The following is a 13,102-nucleotide window of genomic DNA, read 5'->3' on the forward strand; positions in this document are numbered from 1 at the left end:
TTTCCTGTTATTTATCCGGGCTGTCGATGGTCAGTGTCTGCGGCGCGGTGGTGCTGCTGGCCAGGGGTTGGCTGCGACCGACCCACTCACCTGCCGTCGGTTGACCGGCACGGGAGATGCGCGCAACCAGTTGGACTTCAGGGAAGTTCGACAGTTTCAACTGCGGCATCATCGCATCGGCATCGCCCAGTTCGACGGTTGCCGGCAAGTCCGCCACGGTCAGGCGCTTGGCCGCCAACGGCGCGGGTGGGCCGGAGGTGGCGCGGGCGAAGATGAACACGCTGTCACCCGGCTGGACCTTGCCCTTCAGCTCGGCAGCCAGGTCAACATGGACCTTGAGCCGCGCCGCCGGTTTGGCCGCAGGTGCCTCGGCCACCTTGCCGCCGCTGGCCACCAGTTTCTCGGTGGCGCGGGTGATGCCGCCCTGCAGCGCCACTCGGGACTGGTCGTCTGGCGGCAATTGCTCCATCAGGCGATTCCAGTAATCAATGGCTTGCTGATAACGCTGACCTTCGAAAGCCGCGATACCCAGCAGCCCGAGGCTGGTGACTTCTTTCGGATCAGCCTTGAGTGCTTCGTCAGTCAGTGCCTGGATTTTCTCGGACCACTGCTTGCCATCGGCGAAGTACTGGGCCTGGGCCCATTGACCGAGCAATTCCGGCTGACGACCGGCCAGATTCACCGTGCGCTCGAAAATCTTCGCGGCATCGGCAGGACGATCCTGGGTCATGTAGGTACGGCCGAGGAAATACAGGGCCTCGGCAGAATCCGGCTGCGCCGCGACCGCACGCTCCAGACGCCGGGTCATTTCATCCATTGACTGCGGTGGCTGGGAGAATTCCCGGGTCAGCTCGACCTTGTCGCTGGCGCCGAAATGCAGGTACAAACCCAGGGCCAGCACCGGCACCAGGACCGCTGCCAGCAACGGCGCGGGCTTGCCAAGGCGCGATACCCGCGGCGCGGCGACGCCTTCAGTATCGGCGAGCAATTCACGGGCAGCTTCGGCACGACCGGCGTCCATTTGCGCCGCATCGAGCACGCCCTCTTCCTGCTGAGTCTGCAACTCAGCCACGCGCTCTTGATACAGCGCCACGTTCAGGGCGGTACGATCCTCTTCGAGCTGGGCGCGACGACTGCGCAGAACGGGGATCAGCAGAAAACTCAGGGCCACCAGAAGCAGCAGACCTGCAGCGAGCCAGAAATCAATCATTCTTGGTTTTTATCCAACAGGTGGTCGAGGCGCTCGCGCTCCTCGGCAGAAAGCGAGCCCGGGGTGTCAGCGCGTTGCGCGCGACGACGGCGGACGATCACCGCGATGATCACGAAACCGCCCAGCAGCAGGCCGGCAGGGCCGAACCAGAGCAGTGCAGTCTTGGCATTGAGAGCGGGTTTATAGCGGACGAAGTCACCGTAGCGATCAACCATGAAGTCGATGATCTGCTGGTTGTCCTTGCCCTCGCCGAGCATGCGGAAAATCTCTTTGCGCAGGTCGGCGGCGATGGGCGCGTTGGAGTCGGCGATGTCCTGATTCTGGCACTTGGGGCAGCGCAACTCCTTGGTCAATTCGCGAAAACGCTCGCGATCCGCTTCCTTGGCGAACTCATAGGTGTCGATGGCCGCCTGCGCCACACCGGCCAGGCTCAAACCCAAAATGACGGCGGCAATCCAGCGCTTCATGGCTTGGCCTCGTCGACCAGCGCCTGATACTTGGCGGCCAGTTTTTCACGCCAGACCTGCTCGTCGATCACGCCGACGAACTTGTCGCGGATGATGCCCTTGGCGTCGATGAAGAAGGTTTCCGGGGCGCCGTAGACGCCGAGGTTCAAGCCCAGGGTGCCTTCGTCATCGCGGATGTCGAGCTGGTAAGGGTTGTGGTACTCGTTCAGCCACTTCAGGGCATCGGCATTGACGTCCTTGTAGTTGATGCCGTAGATCACCACGCCCTTCTCGGCGAGCTTGTTGAGCACCGGGTGCTCGACCCGGCAGGAAATGCACCAGGTGCCCCACACGTTGACCAGCGCCGGCTTACCCAGAATGTCAGCGCGGGTCAGGGTCTTGTCGCCCTGCACCGCTGGCAGGGAGAACTCGGGGAACGGCTTGTTGATCATGGCCGAAGGCAACTCGGCCGGGTCCAGGTACAGTCCGCGATACAGGAAAACAGCGACCACCAGAAAAATCACCAGTGGCAACAGCATCAACCAACGTCTCATGCAGTGGCTCCCGACATGCCCAGTGCTTCACGCACGCGGCTTTTCACCTTGACCCGATAGCGTCGATCCAGCGCCGCCAGCAACCCGCCCAGACCGGTGAGCAACCCGCCGAGCCAGATCCAGCGCACAAACGGTTTGACGTGCACGCGCACGGCCCAGGCGCCATCGCCCAACGGCTCGCCCAGTGCGACATACAGGTCACGGGTGAACCCGGCGTCGATCCCGGCTTCGGTCATGACCGAATTCTGCACGGTGTAGAGGCGTTTTTCCGGGTGCAGCACGCTGACTTCCCGACCGTCGCGGATGACCCGGATGGTGCCCTTGTCAGACGTGAAGTTCGGGCCTTCGAAGTGCTTGGCGCCTTCGAAGACGAAGTGATAACCGGCCAGATCCATCGACTCGCCGGGCGCCAGGCGCAGGTCGCGTTCAGCACTGTTCTGACTCGACAACACCACGCCGAGGGCGCAGACCGCGATGCCCAGGTGGGCCAGCTGCATGCCCCAATAACTGCGGGTCAGGGTCGGCAGGCCTTTGATCAGGCCCTTGTGACGTGTCTTGTCGAAGATGTCACGCACACCGGCCAGCAACACCCAGGCGGCCAGCATGAAGGTCGCCAGTACTGCCCAGTTGAAATCGCCGTAGGCGACGCCGGCTACCACGGCCAGCGCAGCACTGCCGAGCAACACCGGGGTCAGCATGCCCGCCAGCCATTTCACCGGCGTGTCTTTCCAGCGCACGATCACGCCGACCGCCATCACCAGCATCAGCAGCGCCATCAACGGAATGAACAGCGCGTTGAAATACGGTGGGCCGACCGACAGCTTGGCACCGGTCATCGCGTCCAGAACCAACGGATACAAGGTGCCCAACAGGATCATCGAAGCCGCGACCACCAGCACCAGGTTATTGCCCAGCAGCAGGGTTTCCCGCGACCAGAGGTTGAAGCCGACCTGGCTCTTGACCACCGGAGCGCGCAGGGCGAACAGCGTCAGCGAGCCACCGACCACAAACAACAGGAAAATCAGGATGAACACGCCGCGCTCCGGGTCGGAGGCAAAGGCGTGCACCGAGGTCAGCACGCCGGAACGTACCAGGAACGTGCCCAGCAAGCTCAGCGAGAAGGCGGCAATGGCCAGCAACACGGTCCAGCTTTTGAACACGCCACGTTTTTCCGTGACCGCCAACGAGTGAATCAGCGCGGTGCCCACCAGCCATGGCATGAAAGAAGCGTTTTCCACCGGGTCCCAGAACCACCAGCCGCCCCAGCCGAGTTCGTAGTAGGCCCACCACGAGCCAAGGGTGATGCCGATACCGAGGAACGCCCAGGCCACGATGGTCCAGGGGCGTGACCAGCGAGCCCACGCGGCATCAAGACGACCGCCCAGCAATGCGGCGATGGCGAACGCGAAGGCCACGGAAAAACCGACATAGCCCATGTACAGCATCGGCGGGTGCACGATCAGGCCGATGTCTTGCAGCAACGGATTCAGGTCGCGACCGTCTGCCGGAATCTGCGGCAGGATCCGCGAGAACGGGTTGGACGTGAGGATCAGGAACAGCAGGAAACCAGTGCTGATCATGCCCATGACCGCCAGTACCCGCGCCAGCATCACTTGCGGCAACTGCCGGGAGAACACCGACACCGCGAAGGTCCAGCCGCCAAGGATCAGCGCCCAGAGCAGCAACGAACCTTCGTGCGCGCCCCACACGGCGCTGAATTTGTAGTACCAGGGCAACGAGCTGTTGGAATTGCTGGCGACATAGGCGACGGAGAAGTCGTCAGTCATGAACGCGTAGGTCAGGCTCCCGAAGGCGAATACCAGAAAGGCGAACTGGCCCCAGGCCGCTGGCTGGGCCAGGCTCATCCACAAGCGGTCGCCGCGCCAGGCACCGAGCAACGGCACCACGGCTTGTACCAGCGCAAAACACAGCGCCAGGATCATGGCCATGTGGCCCAGTTCGGGGATGAAGATTGCGGAAGTCATGGATCAACCCTCCTTCGCAGGTGTTGGAGCGGTTTGACCACTGTCCTTGAGGGCCTTGGTCACTTCCGGCGGCATGTACTTTTCATCGTGCTTGGCCAGCACTTCATCGGCCACCACCACGCCATCGGCATTGAGCTTGCCCAGGGCGACGATGCCCTGCCCTTCGCGGAACAGGTCCGGGAGGATGCCGCGATAGGTGATGGTGACCGATTTGTTGAAGTCGGTGACGATGAACTTCACGTCCAGGGAATCGCTGGAACGTTGCAGCGATCCCTTCTCGACCATGCCGCCGGCGCGGATGCGCGTGTCATGCGGCGCTTCGCCGTTGGCGATCTGGGTCGGGGTGTAAAACAGATTGATGTTCTGCTGCAGGGCGCTCAGGGCCAGGCCGACGGCAGCGCCGACACCGACCAGGATCGCGAGAATGATGATTAGACGCTTTTTACGCAGGGGATTCACTTGCCGTTCTCCCGGCGCAGACGTCGCGCCTCTTGTTGCAGATACCGCTTGCGGGCCAGGATCGGCGCCGCCACGTTGATGGCCAGCACCGCCAGGCAAATGCCATAGGCTGACCAGACATACAGGCCATGATGACCCATGGCGATGAAGTCGCCGAATGAAGCAAAACTCATCGAGCGACCTCCAGACTGTTTTCCACTTCGGCTTTCACCCAACTGGCCCGCGCTTCGCGCTTGAGCACTTCAAGGCGCATGCGCAGCAGCAACACCGCGCCGAAGAAACAGTAGAAACCCAGCGCCGTCAGCAACAACGGCAGCCACATTTCGGCGGGCATCGCCGGTTTTTCGGTGAGGGTGAAGGTCGCGCCCTGGTGCAGGGTGTTCCACCACTCCACCGAGTACTTGATGATCGGGATGTTGATCACACCGACAATGGCCAGCACCGCGCACGCCTTGGCGGCGCTCTCACGATTGCTGATCGCATTGCCCAGCGCAATGAGACCGAAGTACAGGAACAGCAATATCAGCATGGACGTTAGTCGGGCATCCCAGACCCACCACGAGCCCCAGGTCGGTTTGCCCCAAATCGCGCCGGTGACCAGCGCCACGGCGGTCATCCAGGCACCGATGGGCGCCGCGCATTGCAGGGCGACATCGGCCAGTTTCATTTTCCAGACCAGGCCGACGATGCCGCACACGGCCAGCATCACATAAATGGACTGCGCCAGCATGGCGGCCGGAACGTGGATGTAGATGATCCGAAAACTGTTGCCCTGCTGGTAGTCCGGCGGCGCGAAGGCCAGGCCCCAGACCACGCCAACGCCGATCAGCAGCAACGCCGCGACACTCAGCCACGGCAGCAATTTGCCGCTGATGCCGTAGAACCACTTGGGCGAGCCGAGCTTGTGAAACCACGTCCAGTTCATACTGTTTCCATCACGGTTGCCGCCCGTTGTCACGAGCCGGCCAAAGGGTCTTTACTGGTTACTTTTTAACCAGACCTCATTATTCGCCGACACTGATCTTCAGGCCAGCGGCTATTGCAAAGGGTGTCAGGGTTATCGCCAGGGCGGTCAGGCTACCAAGCCACAGCAGATAACCGGTCGCCGGCATGCCTTGCAACGCCGCCTGCAAGGCGCCACTGCCAAGAATCAACACCGGGATGTACAACGGCAGAATCAGCAGCGCCAGCAACAGGCCACCGCGCTTCAAACCCACCGTCAGTGCCGCGCCCACCGCACCGAGCAGGCTCAGCACCGGTGTACCCAGCAATAAGGAAAGCAGCAACACCGGCAGACAAGCGGCAGGCAAACCGAGCATCAACGCCAGCAAGGGCGCGAGCAAAACCAGTGCCAGGCCGGAAAACATCCAGTGTGCCAGCACCTTGGCCAATACCAGAAGGGCCAGGGGGTGCGGCGAAAGGACCCACTGTTCCAGTGATCCGTCTTCGAAATCACTGCGGAAAAGCCCGTCCAGCGAGAGCAAAACCGATAAAAGGGCTGCGACCCAGACCAGTCCCGGAGACAAGGTTTGCAACAATTGAGACTCGGGTCCGACCGCCAGCGGGAACAACGAAACGACGATGGCGAAGAATACGAGCGGATTGGCCAGTTCCGCCGGACGGCGAAACAGCAAACGGGCCTCACGGGCGACCAACAGGCCGAAAACACTCATACGGCCCATTTCCCCAGATCAATGTCGCGATAACCGGCCGGCATCCGGCTCAGGGTATGGTGAGTGGTCAACACCACCATGCCACCGCGCTCGCAGTGCGCGGCGAGGTGCTCTTCGAGTTGCGCCACGCCTTGTTTGTCGAGGGCGGTGAACGGTTCGTCGAGAATCCACAGGGGTGGGCAATCCAGGTACAACCGGGCCAGCGCGACACGACGCTGCTGGCCAGCGGACAGTGTGTGGCAGGGAACATCCTCGAACCCCCGCAGTCCGACCGCCGCCAGGGCTTGCCCGATGGCTTCATGGGAGGCCGGCTGATGCAGGGCACAAAGCCAGCTCAGGTTCTCTTCGGGCGTCAGCAGGTCCTTGATCCCGGCGGCATGGCCGATCCACAGCAGGTTGCGCGCCAGTTCCGTGCGTTGTTCGTTAAGTGGCTGGCCATTGAGCAGCACTTGACCGTCAGTCGGCTGCATCAGGCCCGAAAGCAGGCGTAGCAGGCTGGTTTTCCCACTGCCGTTGGGGCCGCTGATTTGTACCATTTCGCCACTGGCCAGTCTCAAATCGAGATTTTCGAAGAGCAGCCGAAGGTCTCGCTCACAGGCAAGGGCAACGGTTTGCAGGACAGGACTGGTCAAGGGTTCACGGGCCTTATACGGTTCAAGTCGGCTCTGGCGCGGCCGTTAAAGAGAGGCAGAATAAAGGTATTGGCAGCCCGAACTAGAGAGCTGGGTCAAATAATTGCAATGTTTCGGCCACTCTGTATACAACGGGGCGGCATTATACATGCCATTTCCTACTCTAAAGAGCGCATTTTCCCAAGGTTGTGACCGCGTATGACAGGCGACATGAACATCCTCCCGCTACCGCAGACCGCACCGGCGACCGCACGTCCGCTGGCGGTCAGTGGCGAGCTGATAAAGCTGCTGACGCCAATGGAGGGGCTGATCGACGCCGGTCAGACTGCCAGGGCCGAGGTGCTATCGCTCAAGCAGGCGGATCAGACGTTTCAATTGTTGCTCAAGGTCACCCTCGACAGCGGCCGCCAAACCACGGTCCAGGCCACCAGCAACCTACCGTTGGCCCAAGGCACCAACATCGTGGTCACTCAGCCCTCGGCGAGCAATCTGGCAGTGACCGTGCAACAAGCCATTGCCTCCAGCGTCGCCACCCTCACCCGCATCGACACGGGCCAGTTGCCGGTCGGTACCCTGCTGCAAGCCAAAGTGCTGACCTCCCAGGTGTTGCCGCAAGCGCCAGGGCAGGCGACGGTGTTTCGCTCGATGGTCAGCTTGCTCAACACGGCCCTGAGCGGCAGCACCCTGAGCATCGACAGCTCGCAACCGTTGCGCATCGGCACCTTGCTCAGCGCGCTGGTCCAGGACACCCAGACGCTCAAGTTCGTGCCATTGAGCAGCCGGCAGGATCAACTGGCCGTGACCCAGCAACTGGTCGACCAGCAAAATCGCCAGGGCTCGCTGGACGGTTTGCTCAAACTCCTGCAAGACCTGCCGGATTCCGACCAGACCTCCGTAGACCTGCGTAACGCCGCTTCCCGATTGCTCGCCGGTTTGCCCGATGTTCAGCAACTGAGTACGGCCAAAGGCCTGGCCCAGGCATTACTGGGCAGCGGTGCGTTCCTTGAGACCAAGTTGCTGACCGGCCAGAACCCGGCGCTGGCGCCCGACTTGAAAGCCGACCTGCTGAAGCTGATCGCGCAATTGACGCCAGGGCTCCAGGCCAACACCAACCTCAGCGCGATCATCGCGGCGAATACGCTGGCCCAGGCGATGCCGAACTTCGTGCGCAATGCCCTGGGCATGCTCGGGCAGGTCAGCGCCAAACCCTCGCCAACCAGTTTTCCGCTGCCCGAGCGCCTGTTGCAAAGTGCCGAGGGTGAAGATGACCTCGAACATCTGCTGCGCCTGGCCGCCGCTGCGGTCTCACGCCTGCAAAGCCACCAATTATCGAGTCTGGAACAGACCGGCGTGACCGCCGACGGGCGCCTGATGAGCACCTGGCAACTGGAAATCCCGATGCGTAACCTGCAGGACATCGTGCCATTGCAAGTGAAGTTTCAGCGTGAAGAGCCCCCCGAGAAAGAACCGCAACAGGAACGCCGCGACGAACGCGAACCCAAACAACAACTGTGGCGCGTTGACCTGGCGTTCGACATGGAGCCCTTGGGGCCGTTGCAGGTTCAGGCACAGTTGATCAAGGGCAGCCTGTCGAGCCAGCTGTGGGCCGAGCGGCCCTACACCGCGAGCCTGATCGAAAACAATCTGTCGGCATTGCGCGAACGCCTGCTGGCATCAGGCCTGAATGTCGGCGATCTCGACTGCCACCTCGGCACACCGCCCCAGGGCACCCAAACCCGCCTCGAACAACGCTGGGTCGACGAAAACGCATGAATAACCCCCACGCCCCACGCCAGGCCATCGCCCTCAAATACGACGGCACCCACGCCCCTACCCTCACGGCCAAGGGCGATGAAGCACTGGCGGAAGAAATTCTGCGAATCGCTCGCGACTACGAAGTGCCGATCTACGAAAACGCCGAACTGGTGAAGCTGCTGGCGCGGATGGAGCTGGGGGACAGTATTCCGCAGGAACTCTATCTGACGATTGCCGAGATCATCGCGTTTGCGTGGAACCTGAAAGGCAAGTTTCCGGCTGGGCATGTTCCGGATGCGCCCTGGGTCGAGAAGGATGTCACTGAACGCGGGGATGATTATTGAGTCTTCAAAAATGCCATCGCGAATGAGGTCACGACCACAGAGGCAGCGGGTACGACCAAAACCATTGTAGGAGCGAGCCTGCTCGCGATGGACTCAGGCGCGACACGTTGATTCAGACAGCCCGCGTCATCGTTAACGCCCATCGCGAGCGGGCTCGCTCCTACATTTGATGTTCAGTGAACACCGATTTTGTGACCAGCCTGAAACCACTGTAGGAGCGAGCCTGCTCGCGATGGACTCAAGCGCGACGCGTTGATTCAGACAGCCCGCGTCATCGTTAACGTCCATCGCGAGCGGGCTCGCTCCTACAGGCTTTTAGCTGCTCTTGTGCAACTTGCTCATCAACTCTGCCTCAGCCTGGGTCAAGCCGCAGGACTGGGTCAGTTCGTCGACGCTGGCGCCCATGCCCACCAGTCGCGCCGCCTGGGCGAACGACAGGCTGGAAGGGTCGCGCTGTTCCAGCTGGGCCAGTTTGTCCGGCAAAGGCGCGACGATCGCGCGCAGTTCGTGCAGGTCTTCACCCATGCGCACGCTGCCGTTCTGGTAATTGTCGACGCGCTTGGCCAGGTCCTTGATGCGCTGATCGCGCAGCGCATCACTCTGGGCCTGTTGCGCGGCAATCAGCCGCTGACCGCGAATGTACGCCAGAAACATTGCCAGCGTGCCTGCCCAAAACAGGAACAGGACAATGACCGCCACCTCAAGAATCAATCAGATACTCTCCAGTTCCGACCATTCTTCTTCGCTCATCATCTTGTCGAGTTCGACCAGGATCAGCAGTTCGTTGTTCTTGTTGCACACGCCTTGAATGAACTTGGCGGACTCTTCGTTACCCACGTTCGGCGCGGTTTCGATTTCCGACTGACGCAGGTAAACCACTTCGGCCACGCTGTCGACCATGATCCCGACCACTTGCTTGTCGGCCTCGATGATGACGATACGGGTGTTGTCACTGATTTCGGCGTTCATCAGGCCGAAGCGCTGACGGGTGTCGATCACGGTGACCACATTACCGCGCAGGTTGATGATGCCCAGCACGTAGCTCGGGGCACCCGGTACCGGGGCGATTTCGGTGTAGCGCAGGACTTCCTGAACGCGCATCACGTTGATGCCGTAGGTTTCGTTGTCCAGCTTGAAGGTGACCCATTGCAGGATCGGATCTTCGGAACCCTTTGCCGCCGTCGCCTTATCATTCATACCCTGACCCCTCGAAAAACCGCCCTGGCGGTGTTGTTCTGTTATGTAGTTTTTTGAGTCGGCTTGCTGCCGCCCATGTGCCTGGCCCCACCGCTGGCGATCAACTCGGCCAGCGCGGAAACGTCGAGCAACGCACACATGTGTTCAATCACGGTGCCCGCCAACCATGGTCGTTGACCACGATGGCTGCGCCATTTGATTTCGTTCGGGTCCAGGCGCAACGAGCGGCTGACCTGATGCACTGCCAGCCCCCATTCGTAGCCCTGAACGGAAATGACGTATTGCAGGCCCTGGCGATAATCCTCGCGATACCGGTCCGGCATGACCCAGCGCGCGGTGTCCAACACCTTCAGATTGCCGGCCTGGCTCGGCAGGATGCCCAGGAACCATTCCGGCTGGCCGAACAACGGCGTCAGCTCATGCCCCGCCAGCGGGTAGATCGACCCCAGGCACACCAGCGGCACCGCCAGGGTCAAGCCCGCGACATCGAACAACAGGCACTCGAACGGTTCGGCGGCCCAGGACGGACGGCCATCGGTTTCCACCGGTGGCGGCGTGTTGGCAGGCGGCAGGTGCACTTCGACGACCGGTGGCACCAACGCTTGAAGTACCTCGGCAGCCGGCGGTACCACAGCGTGTTGCTCTTCCACGGCTGGCGGTGCCAACGCTTGCAGCAACGGTGCGATGGTCGATACCTGAGCGAGTACCGGTGCAGTGGCTTCGATCACGGCGATCGGTGTTTTTTCAACGACTGGTGCCAGGACCGGCACGGCAAGGGCGGCGCTTTTCTGCGCATCACGGGCCTGTTCTTCGAGCACGGCTGCCTGGAACTCATCCAGTGCAGCTTCTACTTCAATCGCTTCGACAACTTCGACGATTTCAGCAAGCGCTTGAGCTTCAACCGGCAGTTCTTCGGTCGCCTCCATCAGCAAGCTGTCCAGATAAGACTGGAGCGCCAGTTGCGGACGCGAGGTGGTCTTCACCGGCCGATTCATGCCAGCCCCCTTGCAGGAGAGCGCTTGCTCGCGATGAAGGTATGGACACCGCGCATCTCCATGAACCCCGCGTTATCGTTGTCGTCCATCGCGAGCAAGCTCGCTCCTACAGGGGCTGGATTCATCTCACGCCACCTGCGGAACAAGTTGTGCCGCCAGCAAATGCTTGAGTAACGCGCGGTAGGCCAGAACCCCACGGCTTTTGCCGTCGAATTGCGAAGGCGTCAGCCCGGCCCGGCTGGCATCGCGCAAACGCGTGTCGACCGGAATGTAGCCCTGCCAGATTTCATCCGGGAATTTGTCGCGCAGGACACGCAGCGTGCCCAGGGACGCTTGCGTACGGCGATCGAACAGGGTCGGTACGATGCTGAACGGCAGCGCCTGTTTGCGCGAGCGATTGATCATCGCCAGGGTGTTGACCATGCGTTCCAGGCCCTTGACCGCCAGGTGCTCGGTCTGCACCGGAATCACCAGTTGCTGGCTCGCCGCCAAGGCATTGACCATCAGCACGCCCAGCAACGGCGGGCTGTCGATGACCGCGTAATCGAAGTCTTGCCACAACTGCGCCAGGCTCTTGGCGATCACCAGGCCCAGGCCACTCTGGCCCGGTGACTGGCGCTCAAGGGTCGCCAGCGCGGTACTCGATGGCAACAGGGAAATACGTTCGTCGCTGGTGGACAGCAACAACTGGCCGGGCAAGCCCTCAGGCACGCTGCCCTTATGCAGGAACAGGTCGTAGTTGCTGTGTTCCAGGGTATCGGGGTCGTAACCGAAATAGCTGGTCATGGAGCCGTGGGGGTCGAGATCGACCACGACCACGCGCTTGCCCGCCTCGGCCAGCAAACCGGCTAAAGCGATAGAGGAAGTGGTTTTACCGACACCACCCTTTTGATTGGCGACTGCCCAGACTCTCATTCGGATTGTTCCTCCCGGCCGAACGGATCGACCGAGAAATAGCTCAACGTGTTAATGCGGGTGACGGAGAATTGACGGCTCCCTCTCGTCCCGGCGACTTGACCGGGGTCGGTGCAGTTTGTGTGCCAGCACGCTTCAACGCCGCGTCCGGTTGTGCGTGAGCGGTCCCCGTGCCGGTCAGGCTGCGCCGCACGTCGAGATTGCGCGACACCACCAGCACCACCCGACGATTGCGCGCCCGGCCTTCTGCCGTGGCGTTATTGGCCACTGGCTGGAATTCGCCGTACCCCACGGACGCCAGACGACTGGGGTTTACCCCTTGCATGGCGAGCATGCGCACGATGCTGGCGGAACGGGCCGAAGACAGTTCCCAGTTGGTCGGGTACTGCGCCGTGCGGATCGGTTGATCGTCAGTAAAACCTTCGACGTGGATCGGGTTGTCGAACGGCTTCAGAATCGCGGCGACCTTGTCGATGATGTTGAACGCGATGTCGCTGGGCATGGCGTCGCCACTGCCAAACAACAGACTGGAATTGAGTTCGATCTCGACCCACAACTCGTTGCCGCGCACGGTCATCTGATTGGAGCTGATCAAGTCGCCGAACGCTGCACTGATGTCGTCGGCGATGCTTTTGAGTGGATCGCTGGTACCGGCGACACCGGCTTCGACCTGGTCACTGTCGTTGACCAGTGGCTTGGCCGGGGTCACGGTCTTGGGCCGTTCTTCGCCGATCGGGATCGGTTTCAAGGAACGATCGGCGTCCGTGAAGACCCCGATCAGCGCCTGGGAAATGACCTTGTACTTGCCTTCGTTGATCGAGGAAATCGAGTACATCACCACGAAGAAGGCGAAGAGCAAGGTGATGAAGTCGGCGTAGGAAACCAGCCAACGTTCGTGGTTGACATGCTCTTCATGCTGGCGACGACGTGCCATGAT

At 61.4% G+C, this 13,102-nt stretch carries 16 protein-coding genes; 2 read left to right on the forward strand and 14 right to left on the reverse strand.

From position 1 onward, the window contains the following. Nucleotides 1-7: 7 nt before the first annotated feature. The 9 genes from ccmI to ccmA all read right to left on the reverse strand — a co-directional run bounded on the left by ccmI (nt 8) and on the right by ccmA (nt 6,959). On the reverse strand, nt 8-1,210 hold the full coding sequence (gene ccmI, locus ACVWYU_RS13565) for a c-type cytochrome biogenesis protein CcmI (protein ID WP_457372893.1): 1,203 nt from the start codon (nt 1,208-1,210) through the stop codon (nt 8-10). Continuing rightward, complete coding sequence (locus ACVWYU_RS13570; protein WP_247257725.1) at nt 1,207-1,677, reverse strand: cytochrome c-type biogenesis protein; 471 nt, start codon at nt 1,675-1,677, stop codon at nt 1,207-1,209. The genes ccmI and ACVWYU_RS13570 overlap by 4 nt, the downstream gene beginning before the upstream one ends. Then, complete coding sequence (locus ACVWYU_RS13575; protein WP_090324230.1) at nt 1,674-2,210, reverse strand: DsbE family thiol:disulfide interchange protein; 537 nt, start codon at nt 2,208-2,210, stop codon at nt 1,674-1,676. Before ACVWYU_RS13575 ends, ACVWYU_RS13570 begins: the two co-directional genes overlap by 4 nt. Next, on the reverse strand, nt 2,207-4,195 hold the full coding sequence (locus ACVWYU_RS13580; protein WP_457372894.1) for a heme lyase CcmF/NrfE family subunit: 1,989 nt from the start codon (nt 4,193-4,195) through the stop codon (nt 2,207-2,209). Before ACVWYU_RS13580 ends, ACVWYU_RS13575 begins: the two co-directional genes overlap by 4 nt. A gap of 3 nt (nt 4,196-4,198) precedes the next feature. Next, on the reverse strand, nt 4,199-4,654 hold the full coding sequence (gene ccmE / locus ACVWYU_RS13585; protein ID WP_090324234.1) for a cytochrome c maturation protein CcmE: 456 nt from the start codon (nt 4,652-4,654) through the stop codon (nt 4,199-4,201). Next, nucleotides 4,651-4,827 (reverse strand): heme exporter protein CcmD, encoded by a 177-nt coding sequence (ccmD, locus tag ACVWYU_RS13590; RefSeq protein ID WP_247257723.1) that lies wholly within the window; start codon nt 4,825-4,827, stop codon nt 4,651-4,653. Before ccmD ends, ccmE begins: the two co-directional genes overlap by 4 nt. After that, entirely contained in the window at nt 4,824-5,579 is a 756-nt protein-coding gene (locus ACVWYU_RS13595; protein ID WP_090324237.1) for a heme ABC transporter permease, read from the reverse strand. The genes ccmD and ACVWYU_RS13595 overlap by 4 nt, the downstream gene beginning before the upstream one ends. A 79-nt stretch (nt 5,580-5,658) precedes the next feature. Then, nucleotides 5,659-6,327, reverse strand: a complete 669-nt coding sequence (gene ccmB / locus ACVWYU_RS13600; protein WP_090327501.1) for a heme exporter protein CcmB — start codon at nt 6,325-6,327, stop codon at nt 5,659-5,661. Beyond that, a complete protein-coding gene (ccmA, locus tag ACVWYU_RS13605) occupies nt 6,324-6,959 on the reverse strand; it encodes a cytochrome c biogenesis heme-transporting ATPase CcmA (RefSeq protein WP_090324239.1) in 636 nt (211 codons plus the stop codon). Before ccmA ends, ccmB begins: the two co-directional genes overlap by 4 nt. Nucleotides 6,960-7,157: 198 nt before the next feature. Between ccmA and fliK the strand changes: the two genes are divergently transcribed. Together fliK and ACVWYU_RS13615 are read left to right on the forward strand one after the other, a co-directional pair. Continuing rightward, entirely contained in the window at nt 7,158-8,732 is a 1,575-nt protein-coding gene (gene fliK, locus ACVWYU_RS13610) for a flagellar hook-length control protein FliK (protein ID WP_457372895.1), read from the forward strand. After that, the gene (locus ACVWYU_RS13615; RefSeq protein ID WP_390956939.1) at nt 8,729-9,058 is read left to right on the forward strand and encodes an EscU/YscU/HrcU family type III secretion system export apparatus switch protein; all 330 of its coding nucleotides are present in this window, start codon (nt 8,729-8,731) and stop codon (nt 9,056-9,058) included. Before fliK ends, ACVWYU_RS13615 begins: the two co-directional genes overlap by 4 nt. A gap of 315 nt (nt 9,059-9,373) precedes the next feature. On the opposite strand, the gene ACVWYU_RS13620 is transcribed toward ACVWYU_RS13615, so the two are convergent. The 5 genes from ACVWYU_RS13620 to motD all read right to left on the reverse strand — a co-directional run bounded on the left by ACVWYU_RS13620 (nt 9,374) and on the right by motD (nt 13,099). Then, complete coding sequence (locus ACVWYU_RS13620) at nt 9,374-9,769, reverse strand: DUF2802 domain-containing protein (RefSeq protein ID WP_090324245.1); 396 nt, start codon at nt 9,767-9,769, stop codon at nt 9,374-9,376. Continuing rightward, nucleotides 9,770-10,255, reverse strand: coding sequence for a chemotaxis protein CheW (locus tag ACVWYU_RS13625; RefSeq protein WP_007980742.1), 486 nt, complete (start codon nt 10,253-10,255; stop codon nt 9,770-9,772). It abuts the gene before it with no gap. A gap of 41 nt (nt 10,256-10,296) precedes the next feature. Further along, nucleotides 10,297-11,250 carry a chemotaxis protein CheW gene (locus ACVWYU_RS13630; protein ID WP_457372896.1) on the reverse strand — a complete coding sequence of 318 codons (954 nt, stop codon included), beginning with the start codon at nt 11,248-11,250 and terminating at the stop codon, nt 10,297-10,299. Between the two features lie 126 nt (nt 11,251-11,376). Continuing rightward, on the reverse strand, nt 11,377-12,165 hold the full coding sequence (locus tag ACVWYU_RS13635; protein ID WP_090324248.1) for a ParA family protein: 789 nt from the start codon (nt 12,163-12,165) through the stop codon (nt 11,377-11,379). 43 nt (nt 12,166-12,208) lie between these two features. Continuing rightward, nucleotides 12,209-13,099, reverse strand: coding sequence for a flagellar motor protein MotD (motD, locus tag ACVWYU_RS13640; protein WP_390956941.1), 891 nt, complete (start codon nt 13,097-13,099; stop codon nt 12,209-12,211). Between the last annotated feature and the right edge of the window lie 3 nt (nt 13,100-13,102).

The organism is Pseudomonas sp. TE12234 (genome assembly GCF_054061835.1).

Excerpts from the sequence above, each read along its gene's own strand:
- ACVWYU_RS13615 (WP_390956939.1), top strand. The coding sequence starts at position 8,729 with ATGAATAACCCCCACGCCCCACGCCAGGCCATCGCCCTCAAATACGAC.
- fliK (WP_457372895.1), top strand. The coding sequence starts at position 7,158 with ATGACAGGCGACATGAACATCCTCCCGCTACCGCAGACCGCACCGGCG.
- ACVWYU_RS13625 (WP_007980742.1), bottom strand. The coding sequence starts at position 10,255 with ATGAATGATAAGGCGACGGCGGCAAAGGGTTCCGAAGATCCGATCCTG.
- ACVWYU_RS13595 (WP_090324237.1), bottom strand. The coding sequence starts at position 5,579 with ATGAACTGGACGTGGTTTCACAAGCTCGGCTCGCCCAAGTGGTTCTAC.
- ccmB (WP_090327501.1), bottom strand. The coding sequence starts at position 6,327 with ATGAGTGTTTTCGGCCTGTTGGTCGCCCGTGAGGCCCGTTTGCTGTTT.
- ACVWYU_RS13580 (WP_457372894.1), bottom strand. The coding sequence starts at position 4,195 with ATGACTTCCGCAATCTTCATCCCCGAACTGGGCCACATGGCCATGATC.
- ACVWYU_RS13630 (WP_457372896.1), bottom strand. The coding sequence starts at position 11,250 with ATGAATCGGCCGGTGAAGACCACCTCGCGTCCGCAACTGGCGCTCCAG.
- ccmD (WP_247257723.1), bottom strand. The coding sequence starts at position 4,827 with ATGAGTTTTGCTTCATTCGGCGACTTCATCGCCATGGGTCATCATGGC.
- ACVWYU_RS13575 (WP_090324230.1), bottom strand. The coding sequence starts at position 2,210 with ATGAGACGTTGGTTGATGCTGTTGCCACTGGTGATTTTTCTGGTGGTC.
- ACVWYU_RS13570 (WP_247257725.1), bottom strand. The coding sequence starts at position 1,677 with ATGAAGCGCTGGATTGCCGCCGTCATTTTGGGTTTGAGCCTGGCCGGT.
- motD (WP_390956941.1), bottom strand. The coding sequence starts at position 13,099 with ATGGCACGTCGTCGCCAGCATGAAGAGCATGTCAACCACGAACGTTGG.
- ACVWYU_RS13635 (WP_090324248.1), bottom strand. The coding sequence starts at position 12,165 with ATGAGAGTCTGGGCAGTCGCCAATCAAAAGGGTGGTGTCGGTAAAACC.
- ccmI (WP_457372893.1), bottom strand. The coding sequence starts at position 1,210 with ATGATTGATTTCTGGCTCGCTGCAGGTCTGCTGCTTCTGGTGGCCCTG.